This window comes from Devosia sp. XGJD_8 (assembly GCF_046614475.1).
In the GTDB taxonomy this organism is placed as follows: Bacteria; Pseudomonadota; Alphaproteobacteria; order Rhizobiales; family Devosiaceae; genus Devosia.
On record NZ_JBKJHF010000001.1, the window covers coordinates 1919515 to 1945888 of the forward strand.

The following is a 26374-nucleotide window of genomic DNA, read 5'->3' on the forward strand; positions in this document are numbered from 1 at the left end:
CGGCCAACTCCTATGATCGAAAACATCGCCCGCACGCGGGACATGAACCTGCACCTTAAGTCGGGCGGCAGCGCACTTCATATCCTCAAATCCATCACGTTTGCGATAAACCCGGGCGAGGTGGTGTCCGTGGTCGGCCCGTCGGGCAGTGGCAAGACCAGCCTGCTGATGGTGCTTGGGGGTCTGGAAAAGGTCAGTGATGGCCTGGTGTCCGTCGGCCGCTCGGATCTCACGGGGCTGGACGAAGATCAGCTCGCCGATGTGCGGCGGCAGAATATCGGCATTCTGTTCCAGAACTTTCATCTCATTCCCTCCATGACCGCGCTCGAGAATGTGGCTCTGGCGCTCGAGATTGCCTTCGATGACCTGCCGCTGTCCGAGATACGCTCCCGCGCCAGGGCTGCGCTGGCCGAGGTGGGGCTGGCCGAGCGCGAGACCCATCTGCCCTCTGCGCTTTCTGGCGGCGAGCAGCAGCGCGTGGGATTGGCGCGGGCCATTGTCACGCGGCCGAGGCTTCTGCTGGCTGACGAGCCGACCGGCAATCTTGACCAGGAAACCGCCGCATCGGCCATCGACCTGTTGTTCAGCCTGGCGCGACGCAACACCATGGCTGTCCTGCTGATCACCCATGACAATGGTCTGGCCGTGCGGGCCGATCGCCGCATGCGCATGGACCGTGGGGAACTGCGCGAGCTGGAACGGGAAGCCGCATTGTCATGAGGCGTCTGCAAGCCTGGTTGCGCGTGTCGCTGATCGATCTGCGGGGCAGCGCCCGGCGGTTCGTCATCCTGATTGCCTGCCTCGCCCTGGGCGTGGCCGCCATTGGCACCGTCAGTGCGGTACGCAGCAGCGTCGAGGCCGCCATCGAACGCGATGCCGGGCTCATCCTGGGGGGTGATCTGGAGCTGCGGTCCCAGCGCAGCGATGTCGACGATGCAGTGGTGGCAGCGCTCGATGCACTGGGCCGCGTCAGCCGCGAGGTCGAGATCAACTCCCAGGCCTCCGCCAACGGCAGGAGCGCCTTTCTCGCGCTTCGGGCGGTGAGCGACGCCTACCCGCTGGTGGGAAGCGTTATCCTTGCTGCCGGCGCCGAGGATGGCAGCATTGGCGCTCTGCTTGCTGAACGGAGCGGAACTTTCGGGGTGCTGCTCTCCCAGCAGGCGGCTTTGCGCCTCGATGCGCAGGTCGGCGAAACCGTTCGCATCGGGGCGCTTGATGTCGAGTTGCGCGGCATTATCGAAGCGCTGCCGGATCAGGCGACTGCCGGTTTCCAGCTTGGCGCCCCCGCGCTGATTTCGGCCCAGGCACTGGCTCCCGCCGGGCTGCGCGAAGAAGGGGTGCTGAGCCAGTTCCGCTACAAGGTCCTGCTGGCCAGGGGCGACTTCGAGGCCGCGCGCGCCGCATTGGATGAGGCTTTCCCGGAGCGGGACTGGCAGATCAGGTCGCCCCGTCAGGCAACGGCAACCATTGCGCGCTTCATTGGCGTCTTCGGCAATTTCATGCTGCTCGTGGCGCTCTCCTCCATGGTGGTCGGCGGCCTGGGTGCGGCCAATGCGGTCGCTGCCTATGTCGGCGAGCGCCAGGGCGCCATCGCCACCATGCGTTCGCTGGGCGCCAAGGGCGGGCGCGTGCTGTTCCATTTTCTGGTGCAGATCGCTCTTCTCTCCCTTATCGCCGTCGTCATCGGTCTGGTGATCGTCGCTGCGGCGACCCTGGCGCTGCTGCCCTTGCTGTCGGGCCTGATCGGTATCGACCTGCCGCCTGTACTGCATGTTCGGTCCATGCTGGTCGCGGGCGCCATTGGCCTGGTCACCGCGCTCATCTTCTCTTGGGTGCCCTTGTTGCAGGCCCGCGCCATCCGGCCGGCCCTGCTCTTCCGTGCCGGCTCGACCAGCGCGATGGAGGGCCTCGATTGGCGGGCCTTGCTCATGCCGGGCGCCGTCACGCCGCTCCTGGCCGGCTTTGCCATCGTCTTCGGCCTGACCCTGCTCATCGCCAGTGATCTTCGACTCGTGGCCATCTACTTTGCCGGCACGCTGGTCGCTTTTGCCCTGCTGCGCCTCGCAGCCGCCCTGTTGCGGCGTTTCCTGATCAGGGTCGCCGCGCCGCGCCAGCGGCTTCTCCGCCAGGCGGTCTCGGCAATCATCCGCCCCGGCGCGCCGACCACAACCGTCTTGGTGTCGATGGGCATGGGGCTTTCTCTGCTCCTGCTCATCGTGACCACCCAGTCCAACATCAACAACCAGATCGCCACGGAGGTCAGCGCCGAAGCGCCCGATTTTGTGCTGCTGGACATGGATCGTGGCGAACTGGCTTCCCTTGAGGCCTTCATCGCCGGGACGTCGCAGGTCGAAACGCTGACAACCATTCCCATGCTGCGGGGCATCATCACTGAGCTGGACGGCTCCCCGGCGCCATCGAGTGACGACGTTCCCCGCGAGGTCGCCGAACTGTTCCGCGGCGACACGGCGCTGACCTGGTCCTCGGAGCTTCCGGCGGGGACACCGATCGACGAAGGTTCCTGGTGGCCGGCTGATTATGCCGGCGAGCCCCAGGCCTCCCTCAGCACCGATATGCGCGACGCGCTCGATCTTGAACTGGGCGACACCATCACCCTGTCGATCGCGGGGCGGCCACTGAGACTGACCATCACCAGCTTCCGGGCCATCGACTGGCGCAGCCCGGACTTCAATTTCCGCATCATCGCCTCACCCGGCCTGATCGAGAGCGCGCCGCAATCCTATTTCGGCACCATAAAGGCGGTTCCGGACGAGGCATCCGCTGTCGAGACGCGCCTGATCGCGGCGCTGCCGCAGCTGGCATTCGTGCCGGTGGGGGATGCCCTGGCGCGCGTGCAGTCCGTATTCGACGGACTGATCAGCGCCATAGCCCTCGTCAGCGGCACCGCCGTCATTGCCGGCGTCCTGGTCCTGGCCGGCGCGCTCAGTGTCGGCCGCCAGCAGCGCGAGGCCGATGCGGTCGTCATGAAGGTGCTGGGGGCCCGGCGCGCCTTCGTCATCCTGGCATTTCTGATTGAATATGCCCTGCTGGGCGCAATCGCCGCCATCCTGGCCGGCCTCATTGCCCTTGTCGGCGCCTGGGCAGCATCGACCTTCCTGCTTGAGATCGACTTCGCCGTTCAGCCGCTGCAACTTGCTCTGCTTGCCGCCGGAATCATCATCGTCACCACGGCAACGGGCGCCGCGACGACCTGGTCCGCCATGTCCGCAAGGCCCGCGGATCGATTGCGCGAAGACGGCTGACGCGCCCGCTCGTCTGTCTGTTCAGAAAATTCACGGTCCGCTAGCCAGGCTCTTGCATAAGAGATTGCCGTCCAATAGTTACTGCGGACGTGAGGCCACGTGGCGGAGTGGTTACGCAGCGGATTGCAAATCCGCGTACTCCGGTTCAATTCCGGACGTGGCCTCCAGCATCTTCAATTCGTCGTGGCGAGGCGGGCGCATGGAAGCGCGCCTGCCCGTGAGCATTGGCTCCCCGGGCCTTTTTGGCACCCCCGACAAAATGCCGACATCACCGTTATTTTCAGGGAATGCCCGGCGGCAATTCCTTCAGCGTCTAATGACCAGGAGACCTTATGGAAGGCGATACCTACACGATGATTGGACTGGGCTTCGTCGCCCTGCTGGTCGTCTGGCTGGTTTTTTCAGTTCTGAAGAAAGTTGTTGGCCTCGTCTTTCTGGCCGCCATCGCCGTGGGCGGATACATGCTGTGGAACAATCCGCCGCTGCTCGACAGGGTGCTGGACACCGTGCAGCGGTCCTTCGGCCTGGCGTAGACCGGCCTCACTGGTTCACTGCGTTTCAGACCTCTTGGTAACCAGCACGCCGCGACACAATCCATCGCTGCGCCTGTTCCCCGGCCGGGAACCAGAAGTATTAACCCGCGTTAATAGCTTGCAGGTTTGCCCCTGCGACCTCCAACACTCCCAATGATGGACCCCGGCTGATGCACACGGCCGGGGTTCGCATGGGTGCCATGCAGCCCATATCGATCTGACCTTGCCGTGCCCGCTTGCCAGTTCGGCATGTGGCGGATATTCACGTCCGGCATATGACTGGGGCAGGGTGGCTTGATGGTGGATTTCGATCGCGCAAGGCAGGTGATGATCGACAATCAGCTGCGCGCCGGCGGCGTCACCGAGGCGAGGCTGCTGTCGCGCATCCGCCTCGTGCCCCGCGAAGTCTTCGTGCCGCAGTCCCGCCGCGACCTGGCTTACGTCGATGACATCCAGTGGTTTGGCAAGCCCGGCGCCAACCGATTCATGCCCGCGCCCGCCACTCTGGGCCGTCTGCTGCAGCTCGCCGAGATCGCCGCTGATGATACCGTGCTCGATATCGGCGCTGGCACCGGCTATGCCACGGCCATCATGGCCGGCATGGCCCGCTCTGTCACCGGGCTCGAACAGGATGCCGCGCTCGCTGCGGCGGCGGCCGCCAATCTCGCGAGTCTTGGTCTGGCCAATGCCAGCGTCGTCACGGGCGATATCACCCAGTTCGGCGTCGGGCGCTTCGACGTAATGTTGGCGCAAGGTATGCTCGATAGCGTGCCCGACAACTTTATCGCCGCACTGAAGGATGGCGGCCGCCTTGTCGCGCTGTTGCGGACCGGCACGGTCGGCATTGCCCATGTCTTCGTCAAGGCTGGTGGAAAACTAACCGCACGAGCCGAGTTCAATGCCTTCCTGCCGCCGCTGCAGGCCAGCACACGTCACGAAGAGTTCGTCTTTTAATGAATTGTTGCAGCCTGTGTTGCACGATGGGCACTTGACCGCACGATTCGAACATTGAAGTCCCAAAGGGATTGTTGCGGCAGGTTGTATCCCCCATGTGCCGCGCATAAGGTTTCGGGGTTTGGAGTCGGGCAATGGACTTTCGCGTGAATTTGGTCGCCAGCATACTGGCACTGGGTCTGGCTGCCACGTCAGTGGGTGGTGCACAGGCACAGTCGATCAGTCAGGCCTTGACCATTGCCTACGATCACGCGCCCGAGCTGCAGGCCGCCTTGCTTGAGGCAAAGGCCTCGGCGGAAAACATCGCGCTGGCCAATGCCGGCATGCGCCCCAGGATCGGCGCCAGTGTCGGCGGCACCTATGCCTGGTCGGCCGGGCAGGCCACGCAGGGCAATCCCAACGGCAATTTCACCGACAGCACCAGCTACACCGCCGGCCTCTCCTACGAGCAGACCATCTTCGACAACCACAAGACCGATGCGCAGATTGAAGCGGCGCGCGCCGGGGCCGAGGCTGCCGAGCACCAGATTCGCAATACCGAGCAGAACGTGCTGCTCGCTGTCGTCCAGGCCTATATGTCCGTGCTGAGCGGCCGCCAGCTGGTGGCGCTGCGCCAGGAGAACGTGAACTTCTTCCAGGCCCAGCTGCAATCGGCGCAGGACCGGCTCGATGTGGGCGAGGGCACCCGAATCGACGTCGCCCAGGCCGAAGCGCGCCTGGCCCAGGGCCAGGCCACCTACCGTGCCGCAGTCAGCAGCCTCGAGATCAGCCAGGCCACCTTCCAGCGCTATGTCGGTGTAGCCCCGCAAAATCTCGACAGTTCCCACAATTACGGCCGCCTCGTGCCGGCCAGCCTGCAGGCCGCAATTTCCGAGGCAGAAGTCGGCCATCCGGCCATCCTGCTGTCCAAGGCCGCCATTCGCGCCGCCCAGGCCAGCACCGATGCGGCCCAGGCCGCGTTCGGCCCCTCGGCTTCGGTCAATGGCTCGGTGGGCACCGGCTTCAGCAATCCCGGTGGCTCGCAGGGCCTCAGCGGCCGGCTGGGCTTCACCATCACGGTCCCGCTCTATTCCGGCGGCGCCCTGGGCGCTGGCGTACGCAAGGCCAATATCGAGCAGATCAAGTCGGAGGTGGATGCCATGTCCGCTTATGACCAGATTCGCGAGGCGGTGATTTCCGCCTGGGCCGGCATGCAGAGCGCCGACGCACAGATCTCCGCAGCCAACTCCGCCGTTTCGGCTGGCCGCACCGTGCTTGACGGCGTGATCCAGGAGCGTGACCTCGGCACCCGTACCACGCTTGACGTGCTCAATTCCCAGGCCGAGCTGACCACTGCCCGCGAAGGGCTGATCAATGCCTCGACCAACAAGGTCATTGCCACCTTCTCCCTGCTCTCGGCCATGGGGCGCCTGACGGCGGCCGATCTGGGCCTTGCCGTCGAGATCAAGTCGGCCGTGCGCTACAATCAGGCTGTCGAAGACGTCTGGCAGGAATTGCGCACCGTCGCCGAATAGGCTTTCCAGCAGCGCTATCCAGTTCTGGTGGCCGGGCAATGCCCGGCCACAAGTTTTAGTGGAAGAAGTCGTTGCGGCTTGCTTGGCGATTCCTAATTGCGGCCGCGGGCGCTAAGGTGTTGGTAACGAATCAGGTCAGTCGCATTGGCGGAGGCTGCAGGCTGGTTCGGGCGCGCACGAGTAAGAGGCACCTATGAACAAGCCGGCACCCAAAGAACCCTCGATGGACGAGATCCTGTCGTCCATCCGGCAGATTATCGCCGACGACGATGCCGCCGGAGTGCCGCGGCGGCCCAGCATCCAGGCCGCGCCCCCGCCCATGCAGGCAACGCCCGCCCGTCCGACGGATTCGCTCGATCGCGACCTCAGCGACATGCTTGACGATATCGAGCCGCTGGCCCTGTCGGCCGCGCAGATCGTCGAGGGTGACGATGATGTCGGCGGCTTCAGCTTCGATTCCATTCTCGCCGATACTGCCGTCGAAGAGGAACCCGTTGCCGCCGCCGCGCCGCAGCTGGTCGAGCCGGAAGATATCGCCTTCGACGTGAGCGAGCCGGAAGAAGACCTGCCCGCCTTCGATCCGCCGCCCATGGCCATGGCGCGCTTCCAGCCCGAGCCGGAACCCGAGCCCGCGCCGGAACCTGCGCCCGCCCCGCGCGCCCAGGCCTCCGTGGCCCAGGCCGCGCCGCTGCCCGATCCGACGCTGTCCAGTGACATGGCCGATCAGCTGCTCGAACCCGCCACCCAGGCGGCCGTGCGTAGCTCGATCACCAAGCTCAATGGCCTTGGCCTCGGCAATGCCGGCGCCACCATCGAGTCGCTGATGCGCGACATGCTGCGCCCCATGCTCAAGGAATGGCTGGACGAAAACCTGCCAGCCGTCGTCGAGCGCATGGTCGAAAAGGAAATCGCCCGCGTCTCTCGCGGCGAATAGTTCTTCCCGCACCCAGTTTTATCAGCGGCCTTCGGACAGGTTCCGGGGGCCGTTTGCATTTTGCCCCGGAGTCGGCCGCAGCTGGTCGCTGCATGCCGCAGCTTGCCCATGCCTGACTGGATGTGGAGAAGAAGATGCCGGCCGGAGCCACCCACAGATCGTCACCCTCGGGCTTGACCCGAGGGCTCTTCCCTTGCCGAGCCTCGGTCAAGTGCAGTCCCCTCGGGTCAGGCCCGAGGGTGACGACCGCGTTTGCTGGGTTCTTCGAGCTTCATCCCCAACTTTTCCCCGTCCCCAAAACCTGTGGCACACTCCTGCCCATCACCCCGCATGGGCGGCCTGCAGGCGAACAGTGGCGGGGTGAGCCGGGCGCGGGCTTTGCCTCTCGCGCAGGTTCGAGATCCGGCCGCAGCATGGCGAGCGATCATGCGGCGCGATAACCGGGACTGTTCCAAAAACCGGCACCCCGAGGCGGTTGTCGTCTCGTTTTTAAATTACCAGAGGCGGCATCCGCCTCGGGGTCCGTCTATCCAGTTCAACCGACCGGTTTCTGCCGGCCGGGGGGCAGCCATGCGCACTTCCAGTTGACCCCGTAGCCGGCATTTGATTGAAGTCAGCCCAACCTCTTGTCCGGCCCGCCAGGTCTTTCTCAACCCGGGAATGTCCACCTGGGCGGGTCGCTGCTGTTGCGAGTGACCAATGCTTGAAAAGTCCTATGAGCCCGGCGCCGTCGAAGACCGCGTCTATGCCGATTGGCTCAAGGCCAATGCCTTTGCCGCCGGGGCCGGCGCCGCGCCCGGCGCCGAGACCTTCACCATTGTCATTCCGCCGCCCAACGTCACCGGCTCGCTCCATATCGGCCATGCGCTGAACAACACGATCCAGGACATCCTGGTCCGCTTCAACCGCATGCTGAAAAAGGACGTGCTCTGGCAGCCCGGCACCGACCATGCCGGCATCGCCACCCAGATGATCGTCGAGCGCCAGCTGATGGAGCGCCAGCAGCCTGGCCGTCGCGAAATGGGTCGCGAAAAGTTCGTCGAGCGCATCTGGGAATGGAAGGCCGAGAGCGGCGGCACCATCATGAACCAGCTCAAGCGCCTCGGCGCTTCGGCTGATTTCAGCCGCGAACGCTTCACCATGGGCGAAAATGGCGTCGCCGACGACCAGATGGTTCGTGCCGTCACCAAGGTCTTCGTCGAGCTGCACCAGCGCGGCCTGATCTATCGCGCCAAGCGCCTGGTCAATTGGCATCCGGGCCTCGAAACCGCCATTTCCGATCTCGAAGTCGAGAATATCGAGATCAAGGGCCATATGTGGCACCTGCGCTATCCCCTGGCCGATGGCGTCACCTACCAGTGCCCCATTGCCCATGACGAGGATGGCAAGCCCACCGAGTGGGAAACTCGCGACTACATCATCGTCGCTACCACCCGCCCGGAAACCATGCTGGGCGATAGCGGCGTCGCCGTTCACCCGACCGACGAGCGCTACGCCTCGCTGGTCGGCAAGTTCGTCGAGCTGCCGCTGGTCGGCCGCCGCATTCCCATCGTCGCCGACGAATATGCCGATCCGGCGCTCGGCACCGGTGCGGTCAAGGTCACCCCTGCGCACGATTTCAACGACTTCGAAGTCGGCGTCCGCAACAATCTCGAGCAGATCAACGTCTTCACCACCGGCGGCTCGATCATCTCGGCTGACTTCATCCCGGCCGCTTATCGCGGCCTCGATCGCTTCGTTGCCCGCAAGGCCATCGTCGCCGACCTGACCACGCTTGCCGAAGCCGAACCCACCCGTGGCCTCGACCATATCGAGGACAAGAAGATCATGGTCCCCCATGACGAGAAGTCCAAGCTCGTCGTCATCGAGCCCTTCCTCACCGACCAGTGGTGGGTCAAGGCCGACGTCCTCGCCCAGCCAGCGCTGGCCGCCGTCCGCGAGGGCCGCACGAAGTTCGTGCCCCAGCAATACGAGAACACCTATTTCGCCTGGCTCGAGAACATCAAGCCATGGTGCATTTCCCGCCAGCTCTGGTGGGGTCACCAGATCCCGGCCTGGTATGGCCCGGACAACCACGCCTTCGTGGCCTATAGCGAGGCCGAGGCCCAGGCCCAGGCCGACGCCCATTATGGCAAGCCGACCGCCATCAAGCGCGACGAAGACGTCCTCGACACCTGGTTTTCCTCCGCCCTCTGGCCTTTCTCCACCCTGGGCTGGCCGGACGACACTGCCGAGCTGCGTCGCTACTACCCGACAGACGTTCTGGTCACCGGCTTCGACATCATTTTCTTCTGGGTTGCCAGGATGATGATGATGGGTCTTGAGTTCCTGCATGAAGAGCCGTTCCACACGGTCTACATGCATGCCCTGGTCCGCGACGAGAAGGGCCAGAAGATGAGCAAGACCAAGGGCAATGTCATCGACCCGCTCGAACTCATCGATCAATACGGCGCCGACGCCACCCGCTTCACGCTCGCCGCCATGGCAGCGCAGGGCCGCGATCTCAAGCTCTCGATCCAGCGCGTCGAGGGCTATCGCAACTTCGTCACCAAGATCTGGAACGCCGCCCGCTTCCTCGAAATGAACGAATGCCGCCGCGTCGAGGGCTACGATCCCAGGGCCAACACCCTCCCGCTCAATCGCTGGATTGTCGGCGCCACCGCACGCGGCGCCGCCGCCGTCACCCAGGGCATCGTCGACTACAAGTTCAACGAAGCCGCCAACAGCGCCTATGACTTTGTCTGGGGCACCTTCTGCGACTGGTATGTCGAATTCGCCAAGCCCGTGCTCATGGGCGAGGACGAGGCCGCCAAGGCCGAAACCCGCGCCACCGCCGCATGGGCGCTCGATCAGATCCTCACCATCCTGCATCCCTTCATGCCCTTCGTCACCGAAGAGCTCTGGGCCGAGACCGGCAAGTTCGGTGCCCCGCGCCAGAACATGCTGATTCTCACCGAATGGCCTGACCTCGCAGGTCTCGAAGACCCGGAAGCCGATGCCGATCTCAACTGGCTCATCGACGTCATCACCAATGTGCGTTCGGTCCGCAGCGAAATGAACGTGCCGGCCGGCGCCAAGCTGCAGATGGTTGTGGTCGGGGCAGGGGACACAACCCTCCGCCGCCTCGTGGCCGGCACGTCGCTGATCACGCGCCTTGCCCGCCTCGAGGAAATCTCGCCCCAGGCCACCGTCCCGGGCGAATCCGCCCAGTTCGTGGTTGGCGAAGCCACCTGGGCCCTGCCGCTGGCGGGTGTCATCGACATCGCCGCCGAACAGGTCCGCCTCGAAAAGGAAGTGACCAAGCTCGACGCCGAGATCGCCCAGATCGACAAGAAGCTCGGCAACGAGCAATTCGTCGCCAAGGCGCCCGAGGAAGTCATCGAAGAGCAGAAGGCCCGTCGCGAAGCCGCCATTGAACGCCGCCATCACATCCTGGAGGCGCTCAAGCGCTTGAGTTGATTCATCATGGATGGTCCGGCACCGATGGATGATACCCCGCGCAAACCGCCGACTCGTGCCGTAGAAAACGGCATGGTGGGCGTGGGCGCCGTTCTGGTCTTCGACGGCAAGGGCGGAGTTGTTCGCCATGAGCCTGGTGACGGAATGCCCGCCGTGCCTGCCCGCGGGTTCAAGCTGGTCTGCGGCAATTCAAGGTCGCCCGAGTTCAAGGTCTGGCTGAAGGCAGAGCTCGGCGTCTTCAACGCCGACCTGTTGACCGTGCCCAGCACGCGCTCGCGCTGCACCGTGATCGACGACAAGGCCATGATTGTACTGCGCGTCGCCCGCCCCGGTGCGGAGCCCGAGGACATCGGCCGGCAATTGCTGTCGCTGTGGATCGAAAAGGGTCGCGTCATCATCGCGTCCGAACTCAACATTCTCGATTTTCTCGGTCTCAGCAAATGGGAAAGCTCCCACCATGCGCCGGTTTCGCCGGCCGACCTGGTCGCCCGTCTGGGTCTGCGTGCTGCGGACCGGCTGGAGCCGCTGGTCGAACGCCTGGGGGACCGGCTGGATGAAATCGAGGAATCCCTCATCGTCCAGAACACCTCGCGGGCGCAGGGCAAGCTGAGCCACCTGCGGCGGACGCTGATCAGCTTCCGTCGCCTCGTCTGGCCGCAGCGCGACGTGCTGAACACTCTCGAGATTGAAGATCTCTCCCATTTCACTGCCCGCGACCGCCTGCGCCTGCGCGAAGCCTCGGCTCGCTCGGCGCGCCTGGGGGATGAATTGCAGGCGTTGTCCGAACGCGCCGTGCTGGTCCACGAACAGATCATCGACGCCCGCGCCGAGCAGATGAACCGCACCATGCTGATCCTGGCGGCCGTGACAGTGGTCTTCATGCCGTTGACCCTGCTGACCGGCGCGTTGGGCATGAATGTCTCGGGCATTCCCTTCGCCGACAACCCCCACGCCTTCTGGACCGTCTGTGCCGCGCTTTTCCTGCTCTCGCTCGGCATTATCTGGTGGATGCGCGGCCGCCGCTGGCTCTAGCAGCGGCCGCAGTGGCCTAGATGCTGGCCGACACCCGGTGCAGCCCGGCATAGAGCCCGTCGGCCGCCATCAGCGTGTCATGGGTGCCTTCTTCGCCGATGCCGTCAGCCGTGAGCACCAGGATGCGGTCGGCATGGCGCACGGTCGAAAGTCGATGCGCGATCACGATCGTGGTCCGGCCCCTGGCCAGGCTCAGCAGTGCCTGCTGCACCGCCCGTTCGCTCTCATTGTCGAGCGCACTGGTCGCCTCGTCGAAGATCACGATTGCCGGGTCCTTGAGAAACGCCCTTGCAATGGTCAGCCGCTGCTTCTGACCGCCCGACAGCTTCACCCCGCGTTGCCCGATATTCGACTTATACCCGTCCGGCAGGGCCATGATAAAATCATGTGCATTGGCAGCTTTGGCTGCTGCAATGAGCTCATCATGGCTGGCATCGGGTCTTCCATAGCGCAGGTTTTCTTCCACGGTACCGCTGAACAGGTACACATCCTGCTGCACCACCCCCACGCTGCGCCGCAGCGACGCCAGCGTCACGTCGCGGACATCCTTGCCGTCGATGGTGATTGCCCCCGAGGTCACGTCGTAGAAGCGCGGAATGAGCGCGCACAACGTACTCTTGCCAACGCCCGACGGTCCCACCAGCGCCACGAATTCACCCGGCGCAATGTCGAAGGACAGCCCGTTGAAGACAGGCCCATGGCCTTCGCCATAGCCGAAGCTCACATCACGGAAACGGACAGCACCCGCCACCGGGCCGATATCCACGGCGCCCGGCCGGTCGGCAATATCGGGTTCCTCCTCCAGCAGCTCCATGGCCCGCACAAAGCCGGTGGCACCCTCCTGCCAGAGCCGGATGAAGTTATCCAGCCGCCGTACCGGATCCACCAGCACGCCCACACAGAGCAGGAAGGTGAGCATGTCCGCCACGGTGAGGTCGGCAGTCAGGATACGGATGGCGCCCGCAACGATCACCATGATCGTCACCAGTTGCGCAAAGCCATCCATGCCCACCCACAGCAGGGCCTCGCTGCGATAGCCATCCCGGCGGCTCTGCAGGAAGCGTTGGTTCTCGACCGCAAAGCGCCGCATCTCGACCGCTTCATTGGCAAAGGACTGCACGACCCGCACCCCGCCCAGCGCGTCCTCCACCCGCTCGTTGACCGCCGCGATCCGCTCCTTGCTGGAGCGCAGCGCCACATTCATCTTGCCGTTGAAATGCCGGGCATAGACGATGGCAAACGGCACCAGCAGGGCAATCAGCCCCGCCAGTACAGGATCGATGATGGTCAGCACTGCCATGGCCCCACCGAACTTGAGCAGGCTGATGGCGATGTCTTCCGGGCCATGGTGGAACAGCTCGCCCAGCCACAGCGAGTCATTGCTGATCCGGCTCATCAACTGGCCCACGCGCTGCCGGTCATAAAAGCCGAAGCTGAGCTTCTGGCAGTGCTCGAACAGCTCCTGGCGCACATCCGCCTCGATGCGTGCACCCATCACGTGGCCCTGATAGTCGACGAAATAGGTCGCCAGCGACTGCACGAGGAACACACCCAGCATGATCCCGCCCATGCTGAGGATTTGCAGTAGCGCGTCGTCAGCTGCGGCCAGTTCTGGTAGGCGGGAGGTGATGTAGCTGGCGCAGAGCGGCAGGGCTATCGCGCTGGCCGCAACGAGCACGGCGCAGGCCAGGTCGGCCAGCAGCAACGGTACATAGGGCCTGTAGTAGCCAAGGAACTTGCGGGCACGCGAGAGCGTGCGGTCCAGATCGCCGTTCCGGCCCGCAATCAGTCTGGCGATGAATTCTGGAAGGGCGTGGTTACGGCCTGCGTCGCTGCGCTGCTCCGGCCGCGGATTTTGAGAATGCATGGATGGTCATGTCCTGTTGAAACTTGTCTCCTTTCGCTGTGGACAGGGTCTTCATCTCTTCGCTCCTCGGTTCGCGGTCTTGCGTCACTATGCGTCTGGCGCCGCCGTGGCACAACGGTTGACGCCGCGCTGACGCCTCTCCACCGCGGACTCTGTGCTGATTCCGCAACAGCGTTCCGGATTCGATTTCGCGCCGGGCTCTGGCAACGATTTGGCGATGTTTGTCGCCACAATCTCACCCTAAACCAGACGGCATAGGCATTCGGGGGCGGATGGCCTGCAAGCACCGCGGCAAGGTCCGCGTGCCTGCTGTTTTTCAACCCCGGATACAAAGCCGTCGGTCAGACAGGTGCGCCAAAGTCTCGCAAGAGCTGCTGGCATGCGGGTTTGGCCGAAGTTGGAGGTAGATCGACGACGTGTCCGCCCGCTCTGTCGGCAAGCCGCAAAACGCGGTCCGGCAGGCAAATTGACCGAACGCCATCTTGTGATGGGTCCGGCTGAAATGCGGTCACAAACGGAGGTTACTGATTGCTTAACGTCCGGCCTTCGCATTCGCGGCAGGCAGATCGGACAAGGCAATCGCAGGTGCTGCCGATCATGTCGGCGCGCCGTTACGGAACCCGGATACCGGGTCCGGGAAGCAAATTGGCCCGCTGCCCAGCGGGCAAGAAGGAGTATGATGCGGACCATTAGGGACCACTCCCTGATTTCCGTGACAACGGCAGCGCTCTTCGCCCTGATGGCGTCGGCTCTGCCTGTGCACGCCCAGACGGCAGCCGATGCCGCGCTCAACATGGCCAACATGCTCGACGGGGCAGGGGGTGGCGTGTCGGGTGATGATTTGCTCGCGGCGCTCGAAGATGCAGCCGAGGCCGGTCAGCCCATGGCCATGTGGCAGCTGGGAACCATGTACGAGAATGGCGAGGGCGTGGACCGGGATCCGGTCAAGGCTTTCGGCTATTTTGCCCAGATCGCCAATCAGCATGCCGACGCCGCACCCAAGGGTGTCGAGGCTGATATCGTGGCGCAGTCCTTCGTCAAGGTTGGCGATTACTACCGCGAGGGTCTGCCCGATGCCGGCATTCCCGCTGACGCCGATCGTTCGCATGCCCTGCTGCTGCATGCCGCCACCTATTTCGGCGATGCGGACGCACAATACCGCGTTGGCCTGCTCTACATGAACGAGAGCGGCATGGGCGTAAATCCGCTGCAGAGTGCCCGCTGGTTCTCCCTGGCCGCTCGCAAGGGTCACTGCCCGGCCCAGGCCCAGCTTGGGGATTTGCTGTTCAACGGTGTCGAAGGCATCGAGGCGCAGCCGGTCGAAGGCCTGATGTGGATGGTGATCGCCCAGCAGCGCTGCGCCGCCACCGGCGACGCCGCCTGGATAGGTGAATTGCTCAACCGCGCGGTTTCCGTCGCGGCTCCTGAGCAGCGTGCCGAAGCCTTCGCCCTGGCGGAAAGCGTCGCGCCCCAGTTCGCAGCGTTCTGACGCCTAGAAGGTGAAGCGACCCTCGACCGGCACATGGTCGCTCGGCTTGTCCCAGCCGCGCACATCCTTGTGCACGGTGACGTCTTCAAGCCGATCCGCCGCCTGCGGCGACAGCAGGAGATGATCGATGCGGATGCCGGCATTGCGCCGCCAGGCGCCCGCCTGGAAGTCCCAGAAGGTATAGGCTGGCTCCGCCGTCGTCGCCCGCAGCGCATCCGTCAGTCCCAGGTTCATCAGCGTGCGCCAGCGCTCCTGGCTTTCCGGCCGATAGAGCGCATCGCCCCACCAGGCGTCGGGATCATGCGCATCGATGGGAGCCGGAATGATGTTGAAATCACCCAAGAGGATGAAGGGCTCCTCGAGCGCCAGCCGGCTTTCGACATAGGTCTCCAGTCGCCGCATCCAGGCCAGCTTGTAGGGGAATTTCTCGCTGTCGACCGGATTGCCATTAGGCAGGTAGATGCCGCACACCCGGATCGCGCCGGTCTCGACCGAGAACACCCCCTCGATCAGGCGCGCCTGCTCGTCGCTGTCATCGCCTGGAAGGCGCAGAGAAACCTCGTCAAACGGCAGCAGTGAAAGGATGGCAACGCCATTCCAGCTCTTCTGCCCATGTGTTTCCACATTGTAGCCCAGCGCCTCGATCTCCAGCCGCGGGAACCCCTCGTCGACCGTCTTGATCTCCTGCAGCACGACGATGTCGGGCTTTTCCTCGCCCAGCCACTTCAGCAGCGGCTCAATTCGGGCCTTGATGCCGGCAATGTTCCAGGTGGCGATACGAAGTGCCATGGGATGTCCTCAGCTCAGGTCGGCATAGACGGATTTGATGAGGTCCTTGGGATAGCGACCCGTGCATCCTTCGAGCGCCGTGTTGCTCATCGACACTATGGTAATGCCGTTCGCAGGATCGACAAGCCAGGAATGGCCATAGACCCCACCCCAATTGACTGTGCCTCTGGCCGAGGCCGAATTGGCGGCAACCGGATCATCGATGACGGCGCCGAGATAGCCGAAACGCTGGCCGGGTTCCTCGCGGTGAACGTCCCCGATGCGGTTGGAAAAGGCGAGCGCGGCCGTCTCGGGTCGGATCACGCCGCCGCCATTGCGACGCATGGCCTCGAGAAAGGTCGCGATATCCTCGGGGGTACCCGCCATGCCGGCCCCGCCGGACTGGAAGGCCGTCGCGCTGAAAATCCGCGACGGAGAAAATGTCGGGCCTTCGCCGGTTTCGTTCGGCACCATTTGCGGATCGCCCATTGGCATGGGCGGTGTGCCGTCCGCGTAGGGCTTGGCCAGGCGACCCATGTCGGCAACAAAAAAGCCCGTCTCCGCCATTCTGAGTGGGCCGCTGATATGCTGGCGCACGGCCGCTTCCAGTGAACCGCCATGAATGGCTGCAAGCGCCGCGCCCAGCACGTCGATCGCAACCGAATAGGTCCAGGCGGTACCCGGCGCGAACAGCAGGGGTTGCCGCGCGACGCGGCTGAAATTGTCCTCGAATCCCTTGTCGCTGGGTCCCAGGCCAGTGGAGATCGATGGATCCGCCGGATAGGCGTAGGCCAGCCCGCCGGTATGCGTCAGCAGGTGATGGATGGTAATGCGTGCGGGCGATCCATCCGCCAGGGAGGGCGTGAAATAGGGCAGGTGCCGGCTGACCGGATCGTCAAGTTGCAGCAGGCCCTTGTCGACCATTGCCAGCGCCGTCGCCGCCACGATGGGCTTGGTGACCGACGCCAGGCGATAAATGGCATTCTCAACCATTGGCGTGCCGGCCTCGCGGTCGAAATGGCCCGCTACGCGGCGAAGCGCCAATGCACCGTCCTTGTAGGCAATTACCTCAGCGCCGACGATCTTCTGTCCCGCGATGGCAGCGTCCATCACTGCATCGACATGCATGCCCATATTCGCCCCTGCATTTGTGTTTGGAAGTGTTGGTCGGTCAGACCGCGAAGCTGGTGCCGCAGCCGCAGGAGGCAACCGCATTGGGATTGCGGATCTGGAAGCTCTGCCCGATCAGGTCGTCGACATAGTCGATCTCGGCCCCGCCCATGAATTCAAGACTCATGGAATCGATCAGCACGACGGCGTCGCCCTTGCTCAAAACGATGTCGTCGCTGGCCGGCTTTTCCTGTACGAGGTTGTATTCATACTGAAATCCGGAGCAACCACCGCCGGCAACCGAGATGCGCAACACTGTGCCCTCCGGCTCCTTGGCCAGAATACGGGACACGCGCTTGGCAGCGCGATCGGTGAGAACGACTTCGGTGGGCGCGAGTGCGGTATCGGTCATCTGGGAATCCGTGCCGTTCGTAATGTCATAACGGTAGGGCTAAAATAGTAACTCTTGCCGAGAATGAAAAGGGCTTTGTCAGAACGATGAGCGATACCGCTCCCTACGCCAGCAAACCCGAGCAGTCCCTTGGGCGCCTCTACGGCACCGGACCGAGCCCGACGCGCTCCGAGTTTCAGCGCGACCGTGACCGGATCATCCACTCCACGGCCTTCCGTCGCCTGCAGCACAAGACTCAGGTCTTCCTGCACCACGATGGCAATCACTTCCGCAACCGGCTGACGCATACGCTCGAAGTCAGCCAGATGGCCCGCTCCATGGCGCGCGCGCTGCAGCTCGATGAAGACCTGGCCGAGGCTGTCGCCCTGTCACACGATCTGGGCCACACCCCTTTCGGCCATGCCGGGGAACGGGCGCTGCATGCCTGCATGGCACCCTATGGCGGTTTCGATCACAACATCCAGGCCATGCGCGTCGTAACGCGCCTCGAAAACCGCTATGCCGAGCATGACGGGCTCAATCTGACCTGGGAAACGCTTGAGGGGATACTTAAGCATAATGGGCCGTTGATCCATGCCGATGGCACGCCGTCTGGCCGATATGCGGCGGAGGGGCTGCCAGCCGGGCTTGATGATATTCCCGCTGTCGCCGACCTGCGCCTCTCCAGTTATCCCTCGCTGGAGGCCCAGATTGCCGCCATTGCCGATGACGTGGCCTATAATGCCCATGACATCGATGACGCCCTGCGTGCCGGGCTGATCAGGCTGGATGATATGGTCGAGGTTCCACTGGCCGGTCCCATCGTGCGCGAAGTGCTGCAGCTCTATCCCCATGTCGCCCCCAAGCGGCAGGCCCATGAAGTGCAGCGCCGGCTCATTACTCGCACCATCGAGGACGTGATCGCCACCACCTCCGCTAATATCGCAGCATCAGGCGTCACGTCGGCAGAAAGCGTGCGTTTGGCTGGCAGCATGCAGGTGACTTTCTCGCGCGAAGCTGCCGAAGGCGAGCGCGGCCTCAAGGCCTTCCTGTTTGACCGCGTCTATCGCCACGAAACCGTCATGGCGCCGGTCCGCCGCAGCGAGGCCGTGGTGCACGACCTGTTCGAACGCTACATGGCAACGCGCGACCTGCCCGGACGCTGGGGCGGCTATGCTCAAGCCGCGAGCGATGATCACCAGTTCGCCCGCATCGTTGCCGACTTCATCGCCGGCATGACCGACCCCTACGCACTCGACGAATATGCCCGGCTGTTTGACGCTCGCCCGGAATTCCGTTAACCCCGGCCCACCTTAGCCTTCAGGTATATCATGGACGTCTTTGCACTGTTTTCCGCGCGCATCGGCAATGCGATGCAGGTTCTCTACCCCGAAGTCGGCGCCGACCTGCTCGCCCGCATCGTGGTCGAGCCGCCGCGCGATGCGTCCCATGGCGACCTGTCCACCAATGCCGCGATGATCGTCGCCAAGCCCCTGGGCAAGAATCCGCGCGACGTTGCCGCCGCCCTGGTCGAACATTTCCGCCACGACGAGGACGTGCAGTCGGTCGAGGTTGCCGGTCCTGGCTTCATCAACTTCCGCCTCGAAGCCCCCATCTGGCATGAGGTGCTGCGCTCCATTGCCGAGCAGGGTGAAGACTATGGCCGTTCCGCGCTCGGGCAGGGCGAGCGCGTCAATATCGAATATGTCTCGGCCAACCCCACCGGCCCGATGCATGTCGGCCACACGCGCGGCGCCGTCTTCGGCGATACGCTCGCTGCCCTCATGGCCTATTCTGGCTTCGAGGTAACGCGGGAATATTACATCAACGACACCGGCGGGCAGACCATCACGCTCGGTCGCTCGGCCTTTCTGCGCTATCGCGAGGCCCTGGGCGAGACCATCGAGATCCCGTCCGGCTTCTATCCGGGCGAATATCTCGTCCCGGTCGGCCAGGCGCTGGCGGCCGAACACGGCCGCAGCCTGCTGGACAAGCCGGAGGAAGAGGCCGTCCTGATCGCCCGCGAAGCGGCCCTGGCCGCCATGATGGAACTCATCAAGCAGGACCTGGCGCGGCTCAACATCCATCACCAGGTGTTCTTCTCCGAGCGCACGCTGCACGGAACAGGGGGCGACATCGAAACCACCCTGGCCTGGCTGCGCGAAAAAGGCATGGTCTATGAGGGCCGGCTGGATCCACCCAAGGGCAAGACTCCCGAGGAGTGGGAAGATCGCGAGCAGACCTTGTTCCGCGCCACCGATTTCGGTGACGATATCGATCGGCCGCTCGTCAAGTCGGACGGCTCCTACACCTATTTCGCGGCAGACATCGCCTATCACCGCAACAAGTTCCTGCGCGGCTTCAAGCACATGATCAACGTGCTAGGCGCCGACCATTCCGGCTACGTCAAGCGCCTGCAGGCGGCCACCAAGGCCGTCTCGCTCAATGCTGCCGACATGGATGTGCGTATCTGCCAGCTCGTTCGCCTGCTCAAGAACGGCGAGCCATTCAAGATGTCCAAGCGCTCCGGCGACCTGGTGACGCTGGCAGATGTCGTGGAGGAAGTGGGTGCCGACGCCACCCGCTTCATGCTGATGTACCGGCGCAACGACGCGGCGATGGATTTCGACTTTGCCCTGGTCAAGGAGCAGACCAAGGACAATCCGGTCTTCTACGTGCAATACGCTCATGCCCGCACGCATTCGATCTTCAAGACCGCTGCGCGGGACCTGCCCACCCTCGATGTGTCCCCTTCTGCGCTGGCCAATGCCGAGATCGATCGCATCGTCACGCCGGCGGAACTGGACCTTGTCCGGGTGCTCGCGGCATGGCCGCGGACCGTCACCGCGGCGGCTGTCGCCCACGAACCGCATCGCATTGCCTTCTATGTTCATGAGCTTGCCGCGGCCTTCCACGGCTTCTGGGCCAAGGGCAAGGATGACCCGCAGTTACGATTTGTTAACTTTGACGACCCAAAGCTGACTTTGGCGCGACTCGCGCTGGTTGATGCCGTGCGCCAGGTCATCGCCAACGCACTAGCAATTCTGGGCGTTTCCGCACCCGAGGAACTTTCATAATTCGGGCGCAATACTGTGATGACTCGCGGCACAATGCTCTTGCTTGGGCACCGTAGTCGTAACCGAGAGGGCGCTGCTTGATGACAGCGAAACCGCAGCCGATGGCCGGACAATCCGACGCCTCTGATGATCTGATCGCTGAACTGGCAAAGCTCATGGCGCAGGACGCGCAGGGCGATCGTCCGGCGCAGGCGTCTCGCCCTGTCGTGCCCGTTCGCATCCCTGGTGGCGACGCCCCCGTCGCGCCGGCGCCCCGCTTTGACTTCGAGCGCTCTTCCGCCGCTTCCGGCGATGCACCTGTCGTTGCAGCATCCTCGCCGGTGCCCCGTTCCGCCGCGATCCCGGAAGCCCCCGAGCCCTTCCATTTCGATTTTGACCTCAATGCCGCAAAACCGTCGTCCGTCGAGGCAACATCTGCGGCTTCAGCCCCGGCCGACGTCAAGCCAGACATCTCCGACGCTCCGGCTGATCACGACAGCATTGCCGACCTGATCGCTGCCGAGTTGTCGGCGGAACAGCCGGTGCTTGAAACGCCGCCCGAGCCAGCTCCTGCGCCCGCCATGGCAGCAAGTCCGCGCCCGGCTGCACCATCTGTTTCTGCCCCGTCCGTGAGCACGGGCACGCCCGACGGTGCATTGCGCCAGCCCAACCTGCAGCCCCCGGCAAGCCCTGAGCAGGATCGTTTCAAGGTCGCTCCGGTCTTCGGCCTCGCGTCGCAGCCGGCCTCCACCATCGACCGGACGGTCAGCACCAGCCCGGCTGTGACGATTCCCACCGCGAGTTCGTCGACTTCAGCCTTCGCCTGGCAGCAGCCCACGCCGGCCGTCTCGACCAATACTGCGCCCGCAACGGACGACGACGGCATGGGCCGCGATCCGATCGACGAGATCGAGAGCCTCATCGGCAGTGCCATGCGGGTTGAACTCGATCGATCAGCGCCGCCGTCTCCTGCGGCCGAACGTCCCGCACCCAGCCCCGCACTGCGCAGCCTTGCGACGCCGACCATTCTGGTTCCCTCCGATAGCGCAGGACAGTCGCCCCGCGCACTTTCCGGCGCGGACGAGGCCATTCTGGCCGCCGCTGAGGCCACCGGCGTGCAGATCGGCTGGGTCGATGCCCCCGAAGCGGAAACTGAAACTGCCGCCGCACCCCGCCGTCGGGGCCCCCGTGGCATCGGCATGACCCGGGCCTTCGCCGGTCCCCTGGTGGCGATTACGCTGCTGCTGGCGGCTGGCTTTGGCCTCTACTGGGTGCTTGGGCTGGGCAGCGAGCCCGGTCCGGCGCCGCTGCTCACGGCAGATGCCAGCCCGGTCAAGGAAACTCCGGCCGCCCAACCCGAGGCCACCGCCGCACAGCAATCTGTGGTCTTCAACGAAATCGACGGCGTTGTTCCCGGTGCGGAAGAACAGCTGGTCTCGCGCGATCAGGCCGACGTCAACGAGGTCACCCAGATCCCCGCAGCGACCGACTTGAGCGAAGAGGGCCTGGCCAACCGCAAGGTGCGGACTGTGACGGTGCGTCCGGATGGCACGATCGTCAGCGGCGATGACAGCGTCGCAGGCAGCACCATCCTACCGGTTGATCGCCCGAATGTGCCTGCTGTCCCCGGCGCTGCCACTGCCAGCCCAGAACTTCAGGCCAGCGTCGAGCCCGAGGCAGCTGCCGTTGCGCCCGCTGTCCCCGAGGCAACGGTGACCCCCGAGCCAGCGGTCACGCCGGTAACGCCGGGTGCCACGGTTCCGGCCGTCGATGCCGCCGGCAATCCTCTGGCCGGCAAGACGGCTGTGATTCCGATGACCCGGCCGGCTGGCCTGTCTGGTCCGGGCATTTCCGCGGCTGCGCCGACTTCGCCGGTCAATGCCGTCATCAGTCCGCCAGCCTCTGGCGGCAATGTCCTGCCGCCACCGCCCGCCAATAACACGCTCGGCAGCGTGACTGCGCCTGCTGCGGCCGCAGCTGCGCCCGCGGCTGCAACGGCATCCACTGCGCCTGCCGCCCTGCCGCAGGCCATCGAGGTCGACGCCTTGCCCAACGACGCGCCAGCCTATGTGCAGCTTGCCTCCCAGCGCAGCGAAGCGGACGCCCGTGCCTCGGCCCAGGCCATGGTGACGCGGTTTGGCCCGCTCTTTGGTGGCGCCAATCTCGAAGTGCAGCGCGTCGATCTGGGCGAGCGGGGCATCTATTACCGCGTGCGTGTGCCGGCCAATTCCCTGCAGGAAGCCAACTCCATCTGCACCAACGTCAAGGCTGCGGGCGGCGACTGCTTCACCATGTAAGTAAGCATCGGTCCGCAAGCGACCGGTGCACATCGCCATTCCCCTCGGCTCTGCGCTTGACGCGTCGCGACCCAGCGGCCAAGGATGGCGCGACGTTCCTGCAGTGCGGCGCTGATTTCATGACGACTGCCCAGACCGACTGGTTTGACACGCCCGTGCAGCCCGCGGCCGATGACGTCATGTATGTGGATGTTGATGGCTACGAGGGGCCGCTCGACCTGCTGCTCGATCTGGCCCGGCGCCAGAAGGTCGATCTGGCCGCCATTTCCATACTGGCCCTGGCCGAACAATATCTCGTCTTCATCGAAACCGTGCGCGAGAAGCGCATCGAGGTCGCTGCCGACTACCTGGTGATGGCGGCCTGGCTGACCTATCTCAAAAGCCGGCTCATGGTGCCCCAGGCGCCATCGGACGACGAGCCTACCGGTGAGATGCTGGCGGCCATGCTGCAGTTCCGGCTGAAGCGTCTGGAGGCCATGCGCCGCGCCGCCAGCCAGTTGATGAACCGGCCCCGGCTGGGCTTCCAGGTCTATGCCCGCGGCATGCCCGAGCCGATCGAGGTCAATCGCAGCAGCCTCTGGGAGGCTTCGCTCTACGATCTGCTCAAGGCCTATGCCGGCCAGCGCGAGCGGGGCATTTCCACGGATTACTCGCCCATTCAACGCACGGTCTGGTCGCTGCAGGATGCGCGCGACATCCTCCAGCGCCTGATCGGCGACAGTTTCGACTGGATCCCGATGGATCTCTATCTTGCTGAATATCTCGCCACCCCGAGCGAACGCGCCACCATCCGTGCCTCAAGCTTTGCCTCGAGCCTCGAACTGGTCCGGCAGGGCCAGATCGACATCCGCCAGACCGAAACCTTTGGTCCGCTCTTCATGCGCCGCCGCAAGGGCGACCAGCAGTGACCGATCGTGACGAGCATGGCGAGGTCGCCGAACGCCACCTGCGGATTCTGGAGGCCCTGCTGTTCGCCTCATCCGAGCCGCTATCGGCCAACCAGCTGCTGACCTATCTGGGCGAGGGAGTGCGCGTCGGCGACTTGCTCGCCACCCTGCAGCAGCGCTATGCCGACCGCGGCGTCAATCTGGTGCAGCGCGGCGACAAATGGGCCTTCCGGACCGCCGAAGACCTGGGCTTCCTGCTGCGCCGCGAGGAGCAGGAGACCCGCCCGCTCTCGCGCGCCGCGCTCGAAACGCTCTCCATCATTGCCTATCACCAGCCCTCCACCCGTGCCGAGATCGAGGAAGTGCGCGGCGTCGCCACCGGCAAGGGTACGATCGATCTCCTGATGGAAGCGGGCTGGATCCGGATGCGCGGCCGTCGCCGGACCCCGGGCCGCCCGGTGACCTATGGAACGACCGAGGCGTTTCTCGACCATTTCGGGCTCGAAAGCCTCAGCGACCTGCCGGGGCTCGACGAACTCAAGGGGTCCGGCCTGCTGTCGGGCCGCCTGCCGCCCGACATGCAGATTCCGCTGCCCTTCGATGGCGCCCTGCGCGACGACGAAGATCCGCTTGAGCCCGATGACCTCGGCACTGACGAGGACCAGGACTGATGACTGATACATCCAGCGCCGGCTGGGGCTTGCGCGGCACGGCCGGCGTCAGCTTCGCGGCGACGCTCGAATTCGATGAAGTCGAGGTCAAGCTTGGGGGCAGGGTGGTGCTCGACCACTTCAGCCTGACCCTCAAGCCCGGCGAGATCGTCTGCCTGCTCGGCGAGTCGGGCTCGGGCAAGTCGACCGCCCTCCGTGTCGCCGCCGGCATCCAGCCGGTGCATGGCGGCGCGGTGCGCATCAATGGCACCACCGTCTCCGCGCCCGGCATCAACACGCCGCCCGATCGTCGCGGCATCGGCCTGATGTTCCAGGACTTTGCGCTGTTTCCGCACCTGACCGTGCTGCAGAACGTGCTGTTCGGCCTGCGCAGGCTCGGTCGCGAGGCAGCCCTGGGTCAGGCGCGCGCCGCCCTGCGTCGTGTGGGGCTGGCCGACCGCGAAGACGATTATCCGCACATGCTCTCGGGCGGGCAGCAACAGCGCCTGGCCCTGGCGCGCAGCGTCGCCCCGCGCCCCGGCGTGCTGCTGCTCGATGAGCCATTCTCCAGCCTCGATGCCCGCCTGCGCGAGACCGTGCGGGAGGAAACCCTAGCCGTGCTGCGCGAGACCCATGTTACGAGCCTGATCGTCACGCACGACCCCGAAGAGGCCATGGTGCTCGGCGATCGCGTGGCCTTGCTCCGCCACGGCCGTATCGCCCAGATCGGCACGGCTGCGGAAATCTACCGCCAGCCGATCGATCTGAGCGCCGCCCGCTTCTTCTCCCCGCTCAGCGAAGTCGAGAGCGTGGTGTCCGGCGGCGGGGCGCGGACGCCCCTGGGCATGGTGGCGACACCGGGCCTTGCGGAGGGAACAAAGGTGACCGTGGCTATCCGGCCGGCGGGCGGGGCCCGCATGGCCATCGAGGGACCGGGGACGCCGGGCCGCATCGTGGGCAAGCGCGACGCCATCGGCATCGACATCTGCGAGGTGAGCGTCGAGGGGCTCGATCAGCCTCTGGGCATCCGCCAGCCCTCCGATGCAGGTCTGAGCGTGGGACAAGATGTCTTCGTGACGCTCAATCCGGAACACGTTCTTGTGTTTGCACGCGATTGAACCTATTTCTGGCCTATCTTTCGCGTGTAACGCGTTCTGAAGAATATTAGGGAGATCAAAATGCACGCGCCAGGAATTTGGGGCATTCTCGTTGTCGCCGTCGTCGTCATCCTGCTGTTTGGTCGCGGCAAGATTTCCGGCATGATGGGTGAAGTCGCCTCGGGTATCAAAGCCTTCCAGAAGGGCATGAAGGACGACGACAAGCCGGTGGAGCGCGTCGCGACCACGGCCGATGCCGAAGTCCGTGAGCCGGAGAAGAAGGACGTCTGAGGACGTATCTTCCGGCCTTGCTGCTGCTTTGAAGGAATAGGACTATGCTCGGCTTGGGCTGGACAGAGATGCTGGTGATCGGCGTTATCGCGCTGATCGTCATCGGGCCGAAAGACTTGCCGGTGGTGATGAACCGCATCGGCAAGGTTGCCGGGCAGATCAGGCGCATGGGCAGTGAGTTCCAGCGCGAGATCAACAAGACGACCGGGCTGGACGAGGTGCGCAACCTGCGCAACTCGATCACCGCTCCGCTCAAGAAGACCTCCGACGAAATCCGCAAGGAATTCAACGCCATGACGCCCACCGGCCCAAAGCCGAGTGGCGTCATCAAGCCGAGCGATCCCAATGCGGAAAGCGTGGTTGACGAGATCAAGGCCAAGGCCGGCATGACGGCGCCCAAGACGCTGCCCAAGACGGCCGACCAGATCGCCGCCGAATCCGGCTTCAAGCCGGCCGGTCCGGCGCCGACCACGGTCAAGGCCGCCAAGCCGGCACCCGCTCCTGCCAAGGTCCCGGTCAAGAAGGCGCCGGTCAAGGCGGCCAAGGCTGCCCCCACGCGTCCGGTCGTCACCGCCGAGCTTGCCCCGATCGAGGCTGTTCCGGCGCCTGCCGAGACGCAGCCGGTCGCCAAGCCCGCCCGCAAGCCGCGCACGCCCAAGGTCGTGGCCGAAAAGCCCGTACCGACGCTGCCCACCGAACCGGCGGATTCGCCGGCCACCAAGACGCCGCGTGCGCGCCAGCCACGCAAGACCGCAACCGCGAAAGCCGGGAACGAATAGACC

Annotated in this window: 21 protein-coding genes and 1 tRNA gene; 18 read left to right on the forward strand and 4 right to left on the reverse strand. The window is 64.6% G+C overall.

The features are described from left to right. The first annotated feature begins 12 nt into the window (after positions 1-12). The 9 genes from ACLI1C_RS09015 (at position 13) to ACLI1C_RS09055 (ending at position 11689) form a co-directional block, all read left to right on the forward strand. Positions 13-720, forward strand: coding sequence for an ABC transporter ATP-binding protein (locus ACLI1C_RS09015; protein WP_411396528.1), 708 nt, complete (start codon positions 13-15; stop codon positions 718-720). Then, a complete protein-coding gene (locus ACLI1C_RS09020; RefSeq protein WP_411396529.1) occupies positions 717-3263 on the forward strand; it encodes an ABC transporter permease in 2547 nt (848 codons plus the stop codon). The genes ACLI1C_RS09015 and ACLI1C_RS09020 overlap by 4 nt, the downstream gene beginning before the upstream one ends. Before the next feature lie 93 nt (positions 3264-3356). Beyond that, a tRNA-Cys gene (locus tag ACLI1C_RS09025) sits at positions 3357-3430 on the forward strand. A gap of 165 nt (positions 3431-3595) precedes the next feature. Next, the gene (locus ACLI1C_RS09030) at positions 3596-3796 is read left to right on the forward strand and encodes a hypothetical protein (protein WP_411396530.1); all 201 of its coding nucleotides are present in this window, start codon (positions 3596-3598) and stop codon (positions 3794-3796) included. 297 nt (positions 3797-4093) lie between these two features. After that, positions 4094-4750 (forward strand): protein-L-isoaspartate O-methyltransferase family protein, encoded by a 657-nt coding sequence (locus ACLI1C_RS09035; RefSeq protein WP_411396531.1) that lies wholly within the window; start codon positions 4094-4096, stop codon positions 4748-4750. A gap of 134 nt (positions 4751-4884) precedes the next feature. Then, positions 4885-6264 carry a TolC family outer membrane protein gene (locus ACLI1C_RS09040; protein ID WP_411396532.1) on the forward strand — a complete coding sequence of 460 codons (1380 nt, stop codon included), beginning with the start codon at positions 4885-4887 and terminating at the stop codon, positions 6262-6264. A gap of 193 nt (positions 6265-6457) precedes the next feature. Then, on the forward strand, positions 6458-7198 hold the full coding sequence (locus ACLI1C_RS09045; RefSeq protein ID WP_411396533.1) for a PopZ family protein: 741 nt from the start codon (positions 6458-6460) through the stop codon (positions 7196-7198). Positions 7199-7897: 699 nt separating this feature from the next. Further along, positions 7898-10657 (forward strand): valine--tRNA ligase, encoded by a 2760-nt coding sequence (locus ACLI1C_RS09050; RefSeq protein WP_411396534.1) that lies wholly within the window; start codon positions 7898-7900, stop codon positions 10655-10657. A 24-nt stretch (positions 10658-10681) separates the two neighbouring features. Next, a complete protein-coding gene (locus tag ACLI1C_RS09055; RefSeq protein WP_411396535.1) occupies positions 10682-11689 on the forward strand; it encodes a CorA family divalent cation transporter in 1008 nt (335 codons plus the stop codon). A gap of 16 nt (positions 11690-11705) precedes the next feature. Here the strand turns inward: ACLI1C_RS09055 and ACLI1C_RS09060 are convergent, their stop codons facing one another. Then, complete coding sequence (locus tag ACLI1C_RS09060; protein WP_411396536.1) at positions 11706-13556, reverse strand: ABC transporter ATP-binding protein; 1851 nt, start codon at positions 13554-13556, stop codon at positions 11706-11708. Positions 13557-14232: 676 nt separating this feature from the next. Between ACLI1C_RS09060 and ACLI1C_RS09065 the strand changes: the two genes are divergently transcribed. After that, entirely contained in the window at positions 14233-15045 is an 813-nt protein-coding gene (locus ACLI1C_RS09065; RefSeq protein WP_411396537.1) for a tetratricopeptide repeat protein, read from the forward strand. Positions 15046-15048: 3 nt separating this feature from the next. Here ACLI1C_RS09065 and xth read toward each other — a convergent pair whose 3' ends face one another. Genes xth through erpA form a run of 3 tightly spaced genes read right to left on the reverse strand, consistent with a single transcriptional unit; the run spans position 15049 to position 17335 of the window. After that, positions 15049-15834 carry an exodeoxyribonuclease III gene (xth, locus tag ACLI1C_RS09070; protein ID WP_411396538.1) on the reverse strand — a complete coding sequence of 262 codons (786 nt, stop codon included), beginning with the start codon at positions 15832-15834 and terminating at the stop codon, positions 15049-15051. Positions 15835-15843: 9 nt separating this feature from the next. Beyond that, entirely contained in the window at positions 15844-16941 is a 1098-nt protein-coding gene (locus ACLI1C_RS09075) for a serine hydrolase domain-containing protein (RefSeq protein ID WP_411396539.1), read from the reverse strand. A 43-nt stretch (positions 16942-16984) separates the two neighbouring features. Next, on the reverse strand, positions 16985-17335 hold the full coding sequence (erpA, locus tag ACLI1C_RS09080) for an iron-sulfur cluster insertion protein ErpA (RefSeq protein WP_411396540.1): 351 nt from the start codon (positions 17333-17335) through the stop codon (positions 16985-16987). Positions 17336-17421: 86 nt separating this feature from the next. On the opposite strand from erpA, the gene ACLI1C_RS09085 reads away from it, so the two are divergent. The 8 genes from ACLI1C_RS09085 (at position 17422) to tatB (ending at position 26371) form a co-directional block, all read left to right on the forward strand. Then, complete coding sequence (locus tag ACLI1C_RS09085) at positions 17422-18615, forward strand: deoxyguanosinetriphosphate triphosphohydrolase (protein WP_411396541.1); 1194 nt, start codon at positions 17422-17424, stop codon at positions 18613-18615. A 30-nt stretch (positions 18616-18645) separates the two neighbouring features. Next, the gene (gene argS, locus ACLI1C_RS09090; RefSeq protein WP_411396542.1) at positions 18646-20391 is read left to right on the forward strand and encodes an arginine--tRNA ligase; all 1746 of its coding nucleotides are present in this window, start codon (positions 18646-18648) and stop codon (positions 20389-20391) included. An 80-nt stretch (positions 20392-20471) separates the two neighbouring features. Then, positions 20472-22667, forward strand: a complete 2196-nt coding sequence (locus ACLI1C_RS09095; protein WP_411396543.1) for an SPOR domain-containing protein — start codon at positions 20472-20474, stop codon at positions 22665-22667. A gap of 119 nt (positions 22668-22786) precedes the next feature. Next, a complete protein-coding gene (locus ACLI1C_RS09100) occupies positions 22787-23575 on the forward strand; it encodes a segregation and condensation protein A (protein ID WP_411398281.1) in 789 nt (262 codons plus the stop codon). Next, positions 23572-24225, forward strand: coding sequence for an SMC-Scp complex subunit ScpB (gene scpB / locus ACLI1C_RS09105; RefSeq protein WP_411396544.1), 654 nt, complete (start codon positions 23572-23574; stop codon positions 24223-24225). The genes ACLI1C_RS09100 and scpB overlap by 4 nt, the downstream gene beginning before the upstream one ends. Further along, entirely contained in the window at positions 24225-25322 is a 1098-nt protein-coding gene (locus ACLI1C_RS09110) for an ABC transporter ATP-binding protein (RefSeq protein ID WP_411396545.1), read from the forward strand. Before scpB ends, ACLI1C_RS09110 begins: the two co-directional genes overlap by 1 nt. A 60-nt stretch (positions 25323-25382) precedes the next feature. After that, positions 25383-25592: a twin-arginine translocase TatA/TatE family subunit gene (gene tatA, locus ACLI1C_RS09115; RefSeq protein WP_411396546.1), complete on the forward strand. Its 210-nt coding sequence runs from the start codon at positions 25383-25385 to the stop codon at positions 25590-25592. 44 nt (positions 25593-25636) lie between these two features. Then, entirely contained in the window at positions 25637-26371 is a 735-nt protein-coding gene (tatB, locus tag ACLI1C_RS09120; protein WP_411396547.1) for a Sec-independent protein translocase protein TatB, read from the forward strand. Positions 26372-26374 lie beyond the last annotated feature (3 nt).

Coding starts and splice junctions, on each gene's coding strand:
- ACLI1C_RS09065 (WP_411396537.1), top strand. CDS start 14,233: ATGATGCGGACCATTAGGGACCACTCCCTGATTTCCGTGACAACGGCA.
- tatB (WP_411396547.1), top strand. CDS start 25,637: ATGCTCGGCTTGGGCTGGACAGAGATGCTGGTGATCGGCGTTATCGCG.
- ACLI1C_RS09040 (WP_411396532.1), top strand. CDS start 4,885: ATGGACTTTCGCGTGAATTTGGTCGCCAGCATACTGGCACTGGGTCTG.
- xth (WP_411396538.1), bottom strand. CDS start 15,834: ATGGCACTTCGTATCGCCACCTGGAACATTGCCGGCATCAAGGCCCGA.
- tatA (WP_411396546.1), top strand. CDS start 25,383: ATGCACGCGCCAGGAATTTGGGGCATTCTCGTTGTCGCCGTCGTCGTC.
- ACLI1C_RS09110 (WP_411396545.1), top strand. CDS start 24,225: ATGACTGATACATCCAGCGCCGGCTGGGGCTTGCGCGGCACGGCCGGC.
- argS (WP_411396542.1), top strand. CDS start 18,646: ATGGACGTCTTTGCACTGTTTTCCGCGCGCATCGGCAATGCGATGCAG.
- ACLI1C_RS09050 (WP_411396534.1), top strand. CDS start 7,898: ATGCTTGAAAAGTCCTATGAGCCCGGCGCCGTCGAAGACCGCGTCTAT.
- ACLI1C_RS09030 (WP_411396530.1), top strand. CDS start 3,596: ATGGAAGGCGATACCTACACGATGATTGGACTGGGCTTCGTCGCCCTG.
- ACLI1C_RS09085 (WP_411396541.1), top strand. CDS start 17,422: ATGAGCGATACCGCTCCCTACGCCAGCAAACCCGAGCAGTCCCTTGGG.
- ACLI1C_RS09095 (WP_411396543.1), top strand. CDS start 20,472: ATGACAGCGAAACCGCAGCCGATGGCCGGACAATCCGACGCCTCTGAT.
- ACLI1C_RS09015 (WP_411396528.1), top strand. CDS start 13: ATGATCGAAAACATCGCCCGCACGCGGGACATGAACCTGCACCTTAAG.
- ACLI1C_RS09045 (WP_411396533.1), top strand. CDS start 6,458: ATGAACAAGCCGGCACCCAAAGAACCCTCGATGGACGAGATCCTGTCG.
- ACLI1C_RS09060 (WP_411396536.1), bottom strand. CDS start 13,556: ATGCATTCTCAAAATCCGCGGCCGGAGCAGCGCAGCGACGCAGGCCGT.
- ACLI1C_RS09035 (WP_411396531.1), top strand. CDS start 4,094: ATGGTGGATTTCGATCGCGCAAGGCAGGTGATGATCGACAATCAGCTG.
- ACLI1C_RS09020 (WP_411396529.1), top strand. CDS start 717: ATGAGGCGTCTGCAAGCCTGGTTGCGCGTGTCGCTGATCGATCTGCGG.
- ACLI1C_RS09055 (WP_411396535.1), top strand. CDS start 10,682: ATGGATGATACCCCGCGCAAACCGCCGACTCGTGCCGTAGAAAACGGC.
- ACLI1C_RS09100 (WP_411398281.1), top strand. CDS start 22,787: ATGACGACTGCCCAGACCGACTGGTTTGACACGCCCGTGCAGCCCGCG.
- erpA (WP_411396540.1), bottom strand. CDS start 17,335: ATGACCGATACCGCACTCGCGCCCACCGAAGTCGTTCTCACCGATCGC.
- ACLI1C_RS09075 (WP_411396539.1), bottom strand. CDS start 16,941: ATGCATGTCGATGCAGTGATGGACGCTGCCATCGCGGGACAGAAGATC.